Here is a 14651-nt window from a genome sequence, read left to right as displayed (position 1 = left end):
AGTGAAACCGAATTTTATTTAAAGTGTCGTGAGGGATTTTCGAAGCTGGCGCATCCTTCGGCCGAAAACCTAATGGGGGTCGTACCAATGTTTCGGAAATTGCTGTTCACCGGGTCGATGATCGGCCTGGGTGCTGGACTTTGCGCGCCATCCGCCGCGGCTGCGATGCAGATGCAGACCTTTTCCATCCCTGCCCAGCCCGCGAGCAGCGCGATACCGCTCTTTGCGCGCCGCACGAACCTGCAGATCCTGGTGTCGTCGGAAGCACTGCGCGGCGTGCGGACCAGCAGCGTGACGGGTGCGCTGGCGCCGCGCGCGGCGCTCGATCAATTGCTGCGGGGCACCGGGCTGCGCATCGTCAGCTGGGAAGGCAATGTCGTCACGCTCGGCCGCGGCCTCGATGCCTCGGCCCAGGACCAGAGCGGCGACACCGTCGTCGCCGAGGATCGCGACACCATCGTCGTAACCGGCTTTGCGCGCAGCGTCAGCGCCGCGCGCGACCTGAAGCGCCGCTCGGACACCATCCGCGACGTGATCGTCGCCGAGGACATGGCCAAGTTTCCCGAACTGAACCTCGCCGAATCGCTCCAGCGGATCCCGGGCGTCGCGATCAATCGCGAAGCGGGCGAAGGGCGGCGGGTGACGCTGCGTGGGCTCGGCCCCGATTTCACCCGCGTTCAGCTGAACGGCATGGAAGTGCTGGGCAACGTCGATTCAGCGATGGACAGTCGTGGCCAGCGCTCACGCGATCGCGCGTTCGATTTCAACATCTTCGCCTCCGAACTGTTCTCGCGCGTCGAAGTCGAGAAGAGCTTTCAGGCGACGCAGAACGAAGGCGGCATGGCCGGCACGATCGGCCTGTTCACCGCCAAGCCGCTGGAGCGCAAGCAGGGGCTGAGCGGCGCGCTGTCGGCCAAGGCGGGTACCAACACCTATTCCAAGGATTTCCAGCCGAGGCTGGCGGCGATGCTCGGCTACAACCACGACAACCGGCTGGGCGTGCTCGTCTCGGTCGCGTGGTCCCGGCGCAAGACACAGGAACAGGGGTACGACACCTACAACCCCGTCCAGCCGACCGCCGCGCAGATGCAGACCTATGTGAAGAGCGGAGTCGATATATCGGCACTCGATGCCGCGACGCAGGCGAAGTTCCTGTCGGGCGATCTGGTGTTCGCGTCGGGCAACCGCCTGTCCGTGTGGGACGCCAAGCAGGAGCGGCTGGGCGTGACGCTGGCAACCCAGTGGCAGCCCAGCGACACGCTGAAGCTGACGCTGGACGGCCTATATGGCGAGTTCCGCACCGATCGTGACGAATATCATCTCGCGAGCCGCCCGACCGGATCGGAGATCATCTTCAACGGTGCCTATACCGATTTCGGCAAACCGATCGCGGCATCGAAGATCAATGCGATCCGCTGGGATTCGAGCAACTTCGTGAACTATGCCGATGTCGACAATTCCACCTATGGCAGCGAGCATCGCCGCCAGATCAACAAGAATCGCTTCCGCCAGATCGCGCTGACCGGCGAGTGGAAGCCCAGCGAGGCGCTCACCCTCGACGGCCATGTCGGCTATGAGAAGTCGAGCTATGAGACGCCGATCGACGACAAGCTGTACCTGCAGGCGCAGGGCGGCATGGTCACCACCTATGCCGCCGACGGCGGATCGGCCCATAACAGCTACAAGTGGGACACCACCGACCCCGGCAAATATTCGATCCGCGAGCTGTATTTCCGCGAGAATGGCCAGGAGACCAGCCTGCGCGAAGGCGTGCTCAACGCGCGCTACCAGTTGAGCCCGGTGTTTCGCCTGAACACCGGCTATGCCTATCGCAAATATGCGACCGAGGCGTGGGACTGGTTCAACGACGGGCTTTATGCCGCCGAGTTCCGCAGCAAGCCCGGCTATGATGCGGTCGCGCCCTATGCCGTCGTCTATGACGGGCACAAGGATCAGGCGTTCGTCGTCGGCGACTGGGACAAGATGTTCGCCACCTATGGCAAGAGCCACACGCTGACCGGGCCGACCAGCCGGACGCTCAACAGCTTCGATGTCTCGGAGGCGACGCACGCCGGCTTTCTCCAGCTCAACTGGAACGGCGAACTGGGCGGCATGGGCTTTCGCGGCAATGTCGGCGGACGCGCCTATCGCACCAATGTCGTGAACAACGGGCTGGTTGCCAACGCTGCGGGCGCGCGCGTGCCGACGACGGTGAAGACCGATTATTCGGGCGTGCTCCCCGCGCTAAACGCCACGCTGGAGCTGTCGCCTTCGTTCCAGATCAGGCTGGCAGCGGCGCAGAACATCAATCGCCCGGCGCTCGCATCGATGAAGCTCACCGGCAGCGTGACGGTGAACAACGGCGTCTACACGATCAGCAACGGCAACCCCGATCTGAAACCGTACAAGAGCACCGATCTGGACATCGCCGCCGAATGGTATTTCGGGCGGATCGGCATGGTGTCGGTTGGGGTGTTCCACAAGGACATCAACGACCTGATCACCACCGTCACGCTGCGTGACATTCCGTTTTCGGCCACCGGGCTGCCGACCAGCCTGGCACCGGGGCTGACGCCCGACACCAACATCGCGCAGTTCACCCAATCGGTGAACCTCGCCAAGGCGCGGCTGACCGGCGTGGAAATGGCGGCGCAGACCGACTTCGCATTCCTGCCGGCGCCCTTCAACGGACTCGGCGTGCTGGGCAACATCACGCTGATCGATTCGAACAGCCGCGAGAACGGCCTCGACGGGCCGATCACCGGCCTGTCGGACATCAACGCCAACGGCACGCTTTATTATGAGAACAAGCTGTGGGGCGTGCGCGGCTCGGCGAATTACCGCTCGGGCTATCTGCGCCAGCGCTACAACGGCGTAAGCGCGATCAGCGAGGACGGGTTCAAGGACTCGGTCTATGTCGATGCTGCGGCGTTCGTGAACGTCGCCAAGGGCCTGCGGCTGACGCTGGATGCGATCAACATCACCAACCAGCCCGAAGTGCAGATCAACAGCATCTACGATCGGCTGCACAATGTCACGCGCAGCGGGACCACGGTGTTCCTGGGGATGAACCTCACTTTCTGACGCATCGGCCGGGGCACGGCGCCGCGCGCGCCCTGCCCCGCGCCTTTCCTTCGTGCGCCTGCCGCACGGCCATCTCTTTGCGAAGGGTTTTCCTATGACCGGTTTCGATCGCCGCCAGCTGCTGCTCCTGCTCGGTTCCTCCACCGCCTGCCTCGGCGCGGGTGCGTTTATTTCCAGCGCTCTCGCCTGGGACGTGCCGCCGCCGTACAATATCGAGGAAAACCCCAAATTCTCGACCACGCCCTTTGCGCTGGGCGTCGCCTCGGGCGATCCGGCGCCCGACGGCTTCGTGCTCTGGACCCGCCTCGCGCCGCAGCCGCTCGATCCGCATGGCGGGGTGATCCGCAAGCAGATGCGCGTGAACTGGGAAGTCGCCGAGGACGAACGCTTCCAGCGCGTGGTGCGCAAGGGGCAGAAGATGGCGGTGCCCGAGCTGGCGCATGCGGTGCACGTCGAGCTGGAGGGGCTGCAGCCCGATCGCCATTACTGGTACCGCTTCATGATCGCCGGCCATCAAAGCACCATCGGTCGCACGCGCACCTTGCCGCTGGCGGGGACCGCGCTGGATCGCGTGCGCTTCGTCGCGGCCGGGTGCCAATATTATGAGGAAGGCCATTTCACCGCCTGGCGCCGGATCGCCGAGGAGCCCATCGACTTCGTCTTCCATTATGGCGACTATATCTACGAAGGTCCCGACTGGCGCATCCAGAACCCCGGCAAGCCGGTGCCGAAAACGCGGTTCCGCTTTCACAACGGCCCCGAAATCTACTCGATCGACGATTATCGCGCGCGCTACGCGCTCTACAAGAGCGATCCCGATTTGCAGGCGGCGCACGCCGCCCATCCGTTCTTCATGAGCTTCGACGATCACGAGATCGACAATAACTGGGCCAGCTATACCGACGAGAACGAGATGCCGCCGGAAATCTTCGCGCTGCGGCGCGCCGGTGCGCTCCAGGCCTATTACGAGAATATGCCGCTGCGGCTGAGCGCCTTCCCCAAGAACGGCACGATGCAGATGTACCGCAGCGCGCGGCATGGCGATCTGCTCAACACCTTCGTCCTCGACACGCGCCAATATCGCTCGAACCAGGCCAATTTCGACCTGCGCTCACCCCAGACGCCCGAGGTGTTCGCGCCGAACCGCACGATCACCGGCTTCGAGCAGGAGGCATGGCTGTTCGACGGCCTGAAACAGTCGCCGACGCGGTGGAACCTGATCGCACAACAGGTGATGATGCTGAACCTGCTGCGCCGCGATACGCCGGAAAGCGCGCCGATGGCGGGGATGGATGTGTGGTCCGGCTATATGAACAGCCGCCGACGGCTTTTGTCGCACATCGAGAAGCACCGGCCGGGCAATGTGCTGACGATCAGCGGCGACATCCATCGCCATTTCGCCGGGGACCTGATCCAGGACAATGGCGACGGCAAGATCATCAGCTCGGAATTCGTCGCGACGTCGATCACGTCGGGCGGCGACGGCGAACTACCGGATGCCGCGACGCTCGACGCGCTGCGCTCCCAGAACCCGCACCTCAAGACGATGTGCAACAAGCGCGGCTATCTGCTGTGCGACGTGACGCGCGACATGTGGCGCGGCGACCTGAAGATCATCGACAAGGTGACCCAGCCCAATCTGCCCGCCACGATCTTCGCCAGCTATGTCGCCGAACATGGCGAACCAGGCCTGAAGCCTGTCTGAGCCGCGGCAGATTCCGACAGGCAGCGGAGGATCAGACCATTTGGAACCGGGCGCTGGAACGGGTGTCCAGCGCCCGGGCATATTCCAACCTATGAAGGCGCCCTGCCCGCCGCTGGGGCGCCGAAGCGGGCGTATAGTGTCGGAAGCACGAACAGCGTGAGCAGCGTCGCGCTGACCAGCCCACCGATGACGACGGTCGCCAGCGGTTTCTGAACCTCGGCACCGGCGCCATGGCCAAGCGCCATCGGCACGAAGCCGAGGCTGGCGACCAGCGCGGTCATCGCCACGGCGCGCAGGCGAACGAGGGCGCCGGCGCGCGCGGCATCCGCCCGGTCGTCGCCCTCGACAACACGTTGCCGGATGGAGGTGACCATCACCAAGCCGTTGAGCACGGCGATACCGGAAAGTGCGATGAAGCCCACCGCCGCCGAGATCGAGAAGGGCATACCCCGCAGCAACAGCGCCAGAACCCCGCCCACCAGTGCCAGCGGCACGCCGGTAAACACGATCGCCGCATCACGGACAGTGCCCAGCGCACCGTACAGCAGCAGCAGGATCAGCACGAAACACGCAGGCACGACGATCGCCAGCCGATCGCGCGCGGAAGCGAGGTTCTGGAACTGCCCGCCCCATTCGAGCCAGGTGCCCGCCGGCAAGGCGACGTCGCGCGCGATTGCTGTCTGCGCTTCCGCGACGACGCTTGCCACATCGCGCCCGCGCACATTGGCCTGGATGACCACACGCCGTTTGCCGTTCTCGCGGCTGATCTGGTTCGGACCATCAAGCAAACGGACGTCGGCGACCGAAGACAGCGGTACAAAGGCGCCCATGGGCGTCGGCACTGGAACCTGGCCGAGCGCCTCCAGATCGGCGCGCATCGCATCGTCCAGACGAAGGACGACCGGAAAGCGCCGGTCGCCCTCGAAGATCACGCCGGCCTGGCGTCCCCCCACGGCAGCGGAGACGGTCTCCGCTACATCCTGCGCACGGACGCCCAGCCGGGCCGCCGCATCATGATTGAACGCGATGTCAAGCATCGGCAGCCCCTCGGTCTGCTCGACCTTCACGTCCTCCGCGCCCGGCACCTTGCGCAGAACGACTGCGATCTTCGCCGCGGTCGCGTTGAGCGCGCCGAAATCCTCGCCGAAGATCTTCACCGACACGTCCGACCGCACGCCGGCGATCAGCTCGTTGAAGCGCATCTGGATGGGCTGGGTGACTTCATAGGCATGGCCCGGGACCTGGGCGAGCCGCGCCTCGATCCGCTCCACGACTGCGGCCTTGTCCTCGGATGGGTTGGGCCAGTCCTTGCGATCCTTGAGCATGATGAAGGTGTCGGTTGCGTTGGGGGGCATCGGGTCCGATGCGACCTCGGCAGTACCGGTACGCGAGAAGACGGTGCGGATCTCCGGCATGCCGGCCAGCGATTTCTCGATCTGCGCCTGCATCTTCTGGCTCTGCTCGACCGAGGTGCCGGGCACGCGGAAGGCCGAGACAAGCACGTCGCCCTCGTCGAGTTGGGGCAGAAACTCCTGCCCGAGCGTGGTGTAGACGGCGCCTGCCAGCGCGAGTGCGCCGAGCGCGACGCCGATGGTGGTCCTGGGCCGCCGCATCGCCCGGTCCAGAGTGGGTTCGTAGCGTCGGCGAAGCCAGGAAACGATCCGGCCCTCCTTCTCGTCGACAGGTCTGGAAAGGACCACGGCGACTGCAGCGGGCACGAACGTGAGCGAAAGGACGAACGCGAAGGCGAGCGCGATGATCACGGTCAGCGCCATCGGCTCGAAGGTCTTGCCTTCCACCCCGGTCAGGGTGAGCAGCGGCAGATACACGAGCATGATGATCGCCTGACCATAAACAGACGGGCGGATCATCTCCCGCGCCGAGGCGGAGATGGTTGCGAGGCGCTCCGGCAAGTCGAGCGCGCGCTGCTCGGCATGCTGGCGTTCGGCGAGGCGGCGCAGCGCATTCTCGACGATGATCACTGCGCCATCGACGATCAGCCCGAAGTCGAGCGCGCCCAGGCTCATCAGGTTCGCCGAAACACCCGCCTGCAGCATGCCAAAGCCCGTGAGCAGCATCGTGATCGGGATCACCATGGCGGCGATCAGCGCAGCACGGAAATTGCCGAGCAGCAGGAACAGCACGACGATGACGAGCAACGCACCCTCGGCGAGATTCCGCGAGACGGTGGTGATGGTGGCGTTGACCAGCTTGGTACGGTCCAGCACCGGCTCGATCACGATGTCGCGTGGCAGCGACGGCGCGATCGCCTTGAGCTTGGCATCGACTCCGGTGGAGACCGTGCGGCTGTTCTCGCCGATCCGCATGATCGCGGTGCCGGTGATCACTTCCCGGCCATTTTCCGATGCGGCCCCCATGCGGATACCCTGGCCGAGACGCACCTCGGCGACCTGGCCGAGCGTGATGGCTGTGTTCTCGCGCGTCGCGATCACCGTGGCGCGCAGTTCTGCCAGGCTGCGAATGCGGGCATCGGCGCGCACCGCAAGACCTTCGCCATTGCGGTCCACCGTGCCGCCGCCGGTGGCGACATTGTTGCGTTCGAGCGCCTCGGCGAGATCGGACAGCGACAGGCGCAAGCTCGCGAGCCGCTGGACGTCGGGCACGACCAGATATTCCTTCTCGAACCCGCCGAGCGAGTCGATGCCGGCGACGCCATTCACGGTTTTCACCTGCGGCGCGACGATCCAGTCCTGCACCGTGTGGAGATAGGTCGCCTTGTCCGCCTCGCTGGCGAGCCGGTCGCCTTCGGGCGTGATGTAGCTGCCGTCGGGCTGGAGGCCAGGCTCGCCGGGGCGGTGATCAGCGTGCCCGCGCTCCGCGTAGCGCAACGTCCAGATATACACTTCGCCCAGCCCGGTCGCGATCGGCCCCATCTCGGCGCGGGCGCCGGCGGGCAGGTCTTCCTGCGCTTGCGACAGGCGTTCCTGCACCTGTGCCCGCGCGAAGTAGATGTCGGTGGAATCCGAGAAGACCGCAGTGACCTGGACGAAGCCGTTGCGGCTGAGCGAACGGGTGCTCTCCAGCCCCTTGATTCCGGAAAGCGCGGTCTCGATCGGGAACGCGACCTGCTTCTCGATCAACTCGGGCGAGAGCGAAGGTGCGAGGACGTTCACCTGCACCTGGTTGTTGGTGATGTCCGGCACGGCATCGATGGGCAGGCGCCAGAGCGCGCCCGCGCCAACAAGGGCGGCGATGAGAGTGAGCAGGAGGACGAGCCAGCGCTTGTCCACCGCCCATGCGACGATGCGGTCGATCATGGTCTCAGTCCTCGTGGCCGGCTTCGGACGCACCGAGGGCCGATTTCAGGGTGAAGCTGTTCGCAGCTGCGATGGTTTCGCCGCCGGTCAGCCCGGACGCGACGATCACCATCGCCCCGTCCCGCCGGCCGAGCCTAACCGGCACGCCGCGAAAGCCGGTCGCGATGCGGACGAAAACGACGGTGCGGCCCTCTACGGTCTGCACGGCGGTGGAGGGCACCCGGATCGCGCCGTCGCCATTACCCGGTAGCGAGACGGACGCGGTGACCGGCTCGCCCGCGCGCCATTGGCCGGCACGGTTGTCGAGCTCGGCGAGCACGGGCACCTGCCGGGTCTTTTCGTCGAGCACGGGGGAGAGGAAGCGGATGCGGGCCTGGCCGGTTCGATCGCCGGCACGGACCTGCACCGACGCCCCGACAAGGATGCGCGCTGCATCGGCGGGAGAGACGGAGAGCGACACGCTCAGCCGGTCCAGGAGGGCAATGCGGAACAGCTCGGTCTCAGCGGCATCGGCGGCGAAATTCTGGCCAAGCACGGCGGTGCGCGCGATTACCTGGCCGGAAATCGGGGCGGCGAGGACGATGCGGTTGTAGCGTCCCCCGCGCGATCCACTAGCGGCGACCTGCTCGCGCGCGAGACGAAGCGCCACATCCGCCTGCTTTGCGGCTGCACGCGAGATGTCCACCTCGCGCAAGGGACGAAAGCCCTTGGCGTACAGCGCCTCATCCCGGGCAAGTGTCTTGTGGGCAAGTTCGGCGCCGGCAGCGGCGCGCTGCACTTCGGCCTGGAGGCCGGCGGCCTCGCGGCTTTCGAGCACGGCTAGCGTTTCGCCCTGACGAACGCGGTCTCCAAGGTTGCGGCGCAGTTCGACGATACGGCCGGGCACAGTGGCGGCAACGATCCGGGTCGCCTGCGGATCGCTTTCCAGCAAGGCCGGCACCTCGATAGTGCCCCCGCTGCGGCCAAGCGTCGGATGGGTCAACTCGATGCCAGCGGTCGCAATCTGCTGTGGGGTCAGCGCAACGACGTCTTCCTCGGCGGGCGCGGTACTGGTCTGGGTGGTCTGGGTGGTCTGCGGTTTCCCGCCGCCGCAGGCGGCAAGCGTCAGGGCAAGCGGCATCGCCGCGAATAGCATTCTCATGAGTCGGTTCCTCGGCCGGGTCACGCCGGCGATTGCGGTCAGGGTCGGACAGCGCTTGCGCGCGTCTCAGCCTCTGGGTGGCCGCAACGCGGGGTCGGTGAGGAGCGAGGCGAGAACCGAGGCACGCGGCGCGACGGCACCGCCCGCCCGCCCCGAATGAAGGACAGGCGCCGGCGTACCGGCTTCCAGCCCAACTGCGTGGCCATGGCAGCCGCCATGATGGTGCGGCACGTCCTGATCGGCATTGGCCGGCACCTGATCCGCATCGCCATCGGCGTGCACCTCGCCGCCGCATGCGATCATGGCACTGCCCGGCGCCTCGCGGGCATGCACCACCGCACTCGTCGTCAGTGCGACGGCGAACAGAGCGATCAGCAGGAGCCAGGCACGGCGCAGCATGGCCACCGCTCTAGGCCGATTGCCCCCCGGGCGTAAGTCCCGTGCATGGAATTAACATTCCGGATCGGTGCAGCGCGTGACGATCTCGCCGTCCTCGGTCCGGGCAGGCACCTCGGGTATCAGAACTGCTTGGCCTTCCTGCGCTGCAGGTATCTCGGCCAACCGCTGAGCGTCCCCTGCCCCAAGCTCGACGCGCTTGCGGCCTGACCGCGTTTCGAATGTCGCCGATCCCGAATCAACTGACAGCAGCGTCCATCCGGGCTGAAGTTGCTGGTTCACCGCGATCGATCGCTTCGTGCCATCTGCGAGTTGGAATTGTGCCGTCGAACGCGCCCGATCAAGGAAAACGCCGATGAGTGCCGGTTCGGGAGCGATCGACGCTTCGACGGGCGCCGCGCGTACGACCGGTTCGGACGCGACGACCACGACGCTGCCATCCGCCACCGGCTGGTCAGCGGTGCGGACAAGCACCCCCGCAAGCCCCGCCAGCCCGAGAACCAAGGCCAGAACCAACCAGCGCAATCGTGTTTTCCGGATCATATCTCTCTCGCTTGAACGCTCCGGCGGCGCCACGCCGTCGGAGCGTCAGGAAGCTCAAGGCAAGGTGTCGCCGACCGTAACGATGTAGACCCGCCCGCGATTTGCATCGATCTGGGTCGGGGCTGCGGCGTAGATGACGTCCTCCGTCGCGGACTTCAGGACACCGGAGATGCGCGACACCCCCGGCTGCCCGGTCGCAACGGGCGTGACGGTCCAGTTCGGGCTCTGCGCAGCCATCAGGCCGGTGCCCGAAACCGTGAAGTAGACGCGGGCCCGCGTACCGTTGTGCGTCGTCTCCACCGCAGCCGGGACGTTGTTGTTCGCCGTGTAGATCTTGACCTTGTCCGACCAGGCGCTGCCGTTCCAGCGGATGCGATACACGTCATAGTTCAGCGCGTTCGATCCGCCGGCGGTGCGATAGCGATAGGCGACGCTCGGCCTGGCATATTGATCCACCGTCAGCCCCGCAGCCTGAATGCCGACGCCGTCGTTGGAGTTGTTCCACACCTCCCCCGTGCCCAGCCCCTGGAACAACAGGTTGGGCGTCGCCCGCGTCGCCGGCGCACTGAGCGCGGTGCCATTGGCGGTGCGGAACACCCCGGCGGCGACGTCATATTTCAGGTAGGAGCCATAATGGCGCAGCGCGCGCGGCAGGCCATAGGCCCATTCGAAGGCGATATGGACATTGCCGACATCGTCGATCTTCAGGTCGTCGGGATAGACGAAATTGGTGTTCTCGCGCGCGAAGATGCCGATCTTGGACCAGCTCTTGCCCGCGGTGTTCCAGCGATACAGTTCGCCCTGCCCCGCGCCGGTATAGTGGTTGCGGATGATCAGGTAGAGGTCGCCATTGGGGGCATGCTCCGCGATCGGATAGGTGGCGCCGACGCTGCCGGGCATGCTGCCGATGCGGCGGAGCATTGTCGTCGGATCGTTGGGCCCGTCCGAACGGAAATAGCGCCAGTCGTCGACATGATGATCGGCCCACACATGGATATAACCGTCGCCGTCCACGGCGATCGTCGGCTGGTCATGGCCGACATCGTCCTCATGGCTCCAGACATTGCCGTTCTCGTCCTTGAGATAGCCGATCGTCCAGTTGCCGCTGCCGACCTTCACGCCGATCTTGATCTTGTGCGTGCCGGCGGTGTCGCCCGGCGCGTTGAACGCGACATAGGTGGTGTTGCCCTTAACCACCATCGGGCGCCACCACGCCGCCTGGTTGGAGGAATCGGTCTCGGCGGGGACCATTTCCACCGCGACCTGGGCGGCGGCGGGCGCCGCAAGCAAGACGAGCGGGCACAGCAACGCTGTGTGAGCGAGTGAACGCAAGCGCATGACATCTCTCCTGATTTTGGTTCTTATCGGTTACTCGGTACGCGTCTCCTCTGGCTGGACGCCGCGTGCGGCAATCAGGCCTGATCCAGTGCAATGACGAACAAGCCGCCCGAGTCCGGGTGGCGCGCGAGATCGTCGGCGCTCAGCCGCATCCGCGACGTGGTGACAAACAACTGGCTGCCGGACAGCGCCACGCTGCTGATATGGGGAGCGGGTATCGGGATGGTGCGGAACAGCGCGCCGTCGGGCGCCAGTTCGGCGACACAGCCTCCGCCCCACATCGCCACCCAGAAATGGCCCTCGGGCGTACGGATCATCCCGTCGGGCTTGCCGGGCACGTTCATGAAGTCGCTGACGATCACCGGCTCGCCCAGCGTCCCCGCCGCCGGATCGGCGGGATAGGCGATCAGCGTGCGGGCCAGCGTGTCGATCACGAACAGGGTGCGACCGTCCGGCGCAAACGCCATGCCGTTCGGCACGCCCAGCCCCTGCGCGACGCAGCGTGGCTCCCGGTCGGGCGCGGGCGCGTGGAAGAGCGCGCCACGGGTCGCCAGAACCGCCTTGTGCATCGCCCCGGCCCAGAGACCGCCGAGCGGATCGACGGTCATGTCGTTGAACCGGGATCCGGCGCCCAGCGCGGCAGCGGGGCCGCTGGTGACGCCATCCGATGTGATGCTGGCGAAGCAGGCCTCGCCCGTGCCGATCAGTCCGCCATCGGCGCGCATCGCCAGCCCGTACAGCGGATGCTCGACGGGTCGCTCGGTGACCTGTCCGTCGCGAAACGCGAACAGGCGGCGCGTCACCGGATCGGTCCAGTGGACCGAGCCATCGGGGAGCACCATCGGGGACTCGCCGATGACCGCCAGCGGATTGCACAGCAATCGTGCCGCCTGCGGACGCCGGATCTGTCGCACCAACGCGCGGGCCCGCGCGGCAATCTCGTCGATCGAACGTCCGGGCTTGTAGATGTCGGAACCGATCCCGAACGCGGCGACCCCGGCGCGGTGGAATGCGGCAATCGTGTCCGGGCCCACCCCGCCGACCGCCAGCAGCGTCACGCCGCTAGGCAACACGGTGCGGAGCGCCGCAATTTCCTCGGCGCGACCGATGGCGGGGAAATATTTGAGGTGCCGGGCACCGGCCGCGAGCGCGGCAAAGGCTTCGGTCGGCGTCGCGCAGCCCGGCAGCGGCACCATGCCGTGCCCGATCGCCGCCGCGATCACTGCGCCATCGCTATTGGGCGACACCACGATCGCGGCGCCCGTCTCGGCCAGTCGCGCCACTTGCTCCGGGCTGGTCACGGTTCCCGCTCCGATGACCATGCGATCGCCGAAATGGCGCACCAGCAGCGCGATCGTCGCATAGGGATCGGGCGAGTTCAGCGGCACCTCGGCCACGCGGATTCCGGCTGCGTGCAGTGCTTCGACCACCGCAATCGCGTCGTCGGTGCCGAGCCCGCGCAGGATCGCGACAACCGGCATTTCGGCAAGGGCCGCGTCCAGCCGCGCGACCGCATCGGTCATGCGCACACCATCGCCGCGCTATGCAATGCGCGGAAGCCGCGCACACAGGCTTCGCGCGAGTCCATGACCTGCGTCTCGACGCCGACCGATGCCAGCGCGGCGGCATAGAGACGCGACAGCGGGCCGTTGCCGATCAGCGGCACGACTGCGTCGCCAAGCGTGGGACAGATCGCCTGCGCATCGGCAATCTCCGATCCGATCAGCAGCCCGCGAATATAAGACGCGCTGTCGGCCCGGGCGAGCTTGCCGCGCAGCACGCGCGCCCGCGCCCCGAACAACAGGCTGGCAAGGCCAAGGTCGCGCGACTGCCCGGCGCGGACGCCTTCCAGAAAGGCCGGCCCCGCCGCCGCCTCGCCCTCGACGATCGAGGCGAGCAGCCCCTGCCCCGTCAACCGGTCATAGATTTCGCCCGACATCGCCGTGAAGAAATCGAGGATGCGGCCCTTCTCCATCCGCACCCATTTGGTGTGCGTACCGGGCAGCGCAGCGATCCCGTCCACCGGCATCGCGGCGGCGAGGCCGAGCAGCTCGATTTCCTCTCCGCGCAGCACATCGGGGGCGCCGTCATAGCTGCGCGTGCAGGCGATGCCGGGCACCACGCGCAGCGGCACGGCGCCGATCTGGGTCGCGATCGTCGCGCGCGCGAGGTCGTCCACGCCGGCGGGGGCGGTCGCATAGGGTGCCTCGACCCAGCCGATATTCGAGCCGATCATGCCACAGGCATAGACCGCCCCATGGTCGGGCCAGCGCGCGGCCAGCGCCTCGATCATCGCCGCCATGCCGGCGCGGTCGAGCGAGGCGACACCGCGGGGCACTGCATATTCGTCGGTCACCGATCCGTCGCCGGCGATCCGGTAGGCGCGGAAATTGGAGCTGCCCCAATTGATGCCGACAATTTCTTCAACGTCGCGTGACACTCGCGCCTCCATCGATCGCGTGCACCGTGCCGGTAATCCAGCCGGCAAGGTCGGAAACAAGGAACAGCGCCAGTTCGGCCACCTCCTCGGGCGTGCCCAGCCGGCCCAGCGGATGCCGGGCGACATTGGCCTGCCGGGCCTGGGCGGGATCGGCCTGCCGGTCGAACGACTGGCGCAGCAGCGGCGTGTCTATCGACGCCGGGGCAATGGCGTTGACCCGGATATGGTCCGGCGCAAACTCCAGCGCCGCCGTGCGGGTCAGGCTCTCGACCGCCGCCTTCGACGCGGCATAGGCGGCAAGCGTGGGCGTCGCGAAACCCGCATTGATCGAGGAAAGCAGCAGGATCGATCCCCGCCCCTTGCTGCGCATCGCCGGCACGCAATGCCGCATCAGCCGCACTGCGCCGATGACGTTCACGTCGTAGATATCGGCATAGTCGGCAGGATCGGTATCGAGCACCCCGCCATGCGCCGAGATGGCGGCAGCGTGGACGAGAATGTCGACCGCGCCCAGCTGCGCCATCGCCCCCGCCACTGCCGCGTCGGAGCGGAGATCGGCGGCGAGCGCGACATCCACGTCCGGCACCGGATCGCGGTCGAGCCCGGCGACGCGCGCGCCGGCGGCGCGAAGCCGCCCGGCGATCGCCGCCCCGATCCCGCTCGCGGCCCCCGTCACCAGTGCCACGCGGCCGCCAAGCTGGCTCTCGCTCACATCGTCCCTCCCCT

Annotated in this window: 10 protein-coding genes; 2 read left to right on the top strand and 8 right to left on the bottom strand. The window is 66.6% G+C overall.

The features are described 5' to 3' along the window. The first annotated feature begins 87 nt into the window (after positions 1-87). Both ACG3SL_RS04820 and ACG3SL_RS04815 read left to right on the top strand, forming a co-directional pair. Positions 88-3084, top strand: coding sequence for a TonB-dependent receptor (locus tag ACG3SL_RS04820; RefSeq protein ID WP_448664007.1), 2997 nt, complete (start codon positions 88-90; stop codon positions 3082-3084). 94 nt (positions 3085-3178) lie between these two features. Continuing rightward, positions 3179-4789 (top strand): alkaline phosphatase D family protein, encoded by a 1611-nt coding sequence (locus tag ACG3SL_RS04815; protein ID WP_448664006.1) that lies wholly within the window; start codon positions 3179-3181, stop codon positions 4787-4789. Between the two features lie 89 nt (positions 4790-4878). Here ACG3SL_RS04815 and ACG3SL_RS04810 read toward each other — a convergent pair whose 3' ends face one another. The 8 genes from ACG3SL_RS04810 to ACG3SL_RS04775 all read right to left on the bottom strand — a co-directional run bounded on the left by ACG3SL_RS04810 (position 4879) and on the right by ACG3SL_RS04775 (position 14637). Then, positions 4879-8067, bottom strand: a complete 3189-nt coding sequence (locus ACG3SL_RS04810; RefSeq protein ID WP_448664005.1) for an efflux RND transporter permease subunit — start codon at positions 8065-8067, stop codon at positions 4879-4881. Between the two features lie 4 nt (positions 8068-8071). Next, positions 8072-9202 carry an efflux RND transporter periplasmic adaptor subunit gene (locus ACG3SL_RS04805; RefSeq protein WP_448664004.1) on the bottom strand — a complete coding sequence of 377 codons (1131 nt, stop codon included), beginning with the start codon at positions 9200-9202 and terminating at the stop codon, positions 8072-8074. Between the two features lie 72 nt (positions 9203-9274). Then, the gene (locus tag ACG3SL_RS04800) at positions 9275-9607 is read right to left on the bottom strand and encodes a hypothetical protein (protein WP_448664003.1); all 333 of its coding nucleotides are present in this window, start codon (positions 9605-9607) and stop codon (positions 9275-9277) included. A 51-nt stretch (positions 9608-9658) separates the two neighbouring features. Next, the gene (locus ACG3SL_RS04795; protein ID WP_448664002.1) at positions 9659-10147 is read right to left on the bottom strand and encodes a hypothetical protein; all 489 of its coding nucleotides are present in this window, start codon (positions 10145-10147) and stop codon (positions 9659-9661) included. Positions 10148-10201: 54 nt separating this feature from the next. After that, positions 10202-11485 (bottom strand): BNR-4 repeat-containing protein, encoded by a 1284-nt coding sequence (locus tag ACG3SL_RS04790; protein WP_448664001.1) that lies wholly within the window; start codon positions 11483-11485, stop codon positions 10202-10204. A gap of 74 nt (positions 11486-11559) precedes the next feature. Further along, positions 11560-13008 carry a 2-dehydro-3-deoxy-6-phosphogalactonate aldolase gene (locus tag ACG3SL_RS04785; RefSeq protein WP_448664000.1) on the bottom strand — a complete coding sequence of 483 codons (1449 nt, stop codon included), beginning with the start codon at positions 13006-13008 and terminating at the stop codon, positions 11560-11562. After that, positions 13005-13925: a 2-dehydro-3-deoxygalactonokinase gene (locus ACG3SL_RS04780; protein ID WP_448663999.1), complete on the bottom strand. Its 921-nt coding sequence runs from the start codon at positions 13923-13925 to the stop codon at positions 13005-13007. Before ACG3SL_RS04780 ends, ACG3SL_RS04785 begins: the two co-directional genes overlap by 4 nt. Beyond that, positions 13909-14637 (bottom strand): SDR family NAD(P)-dependent oxidoreductase, encoded by a 729-nt coding sequence (locus tag ACG3SL_RS04775; RefSeq protein ID WP_448663998.1) that lies wholly within the window; start codon positions 14635-14637, stop codon positions 13909-13911. The genes ACG3SL_RS04780 and ACG3SL_RS04775 overlap by 17 nt, the downstream gene beginning before the upstream one ends. Positions 14638-14651 lie beyond the last annotated feature (14 nt).

Source organism: Sphingomonas degradans (assembly GCF_053502645.1).
Note: the sequence above shows the minus strand (reverse complement) of the source record. Positions and strands in the feature narration are given on the sequence as shown.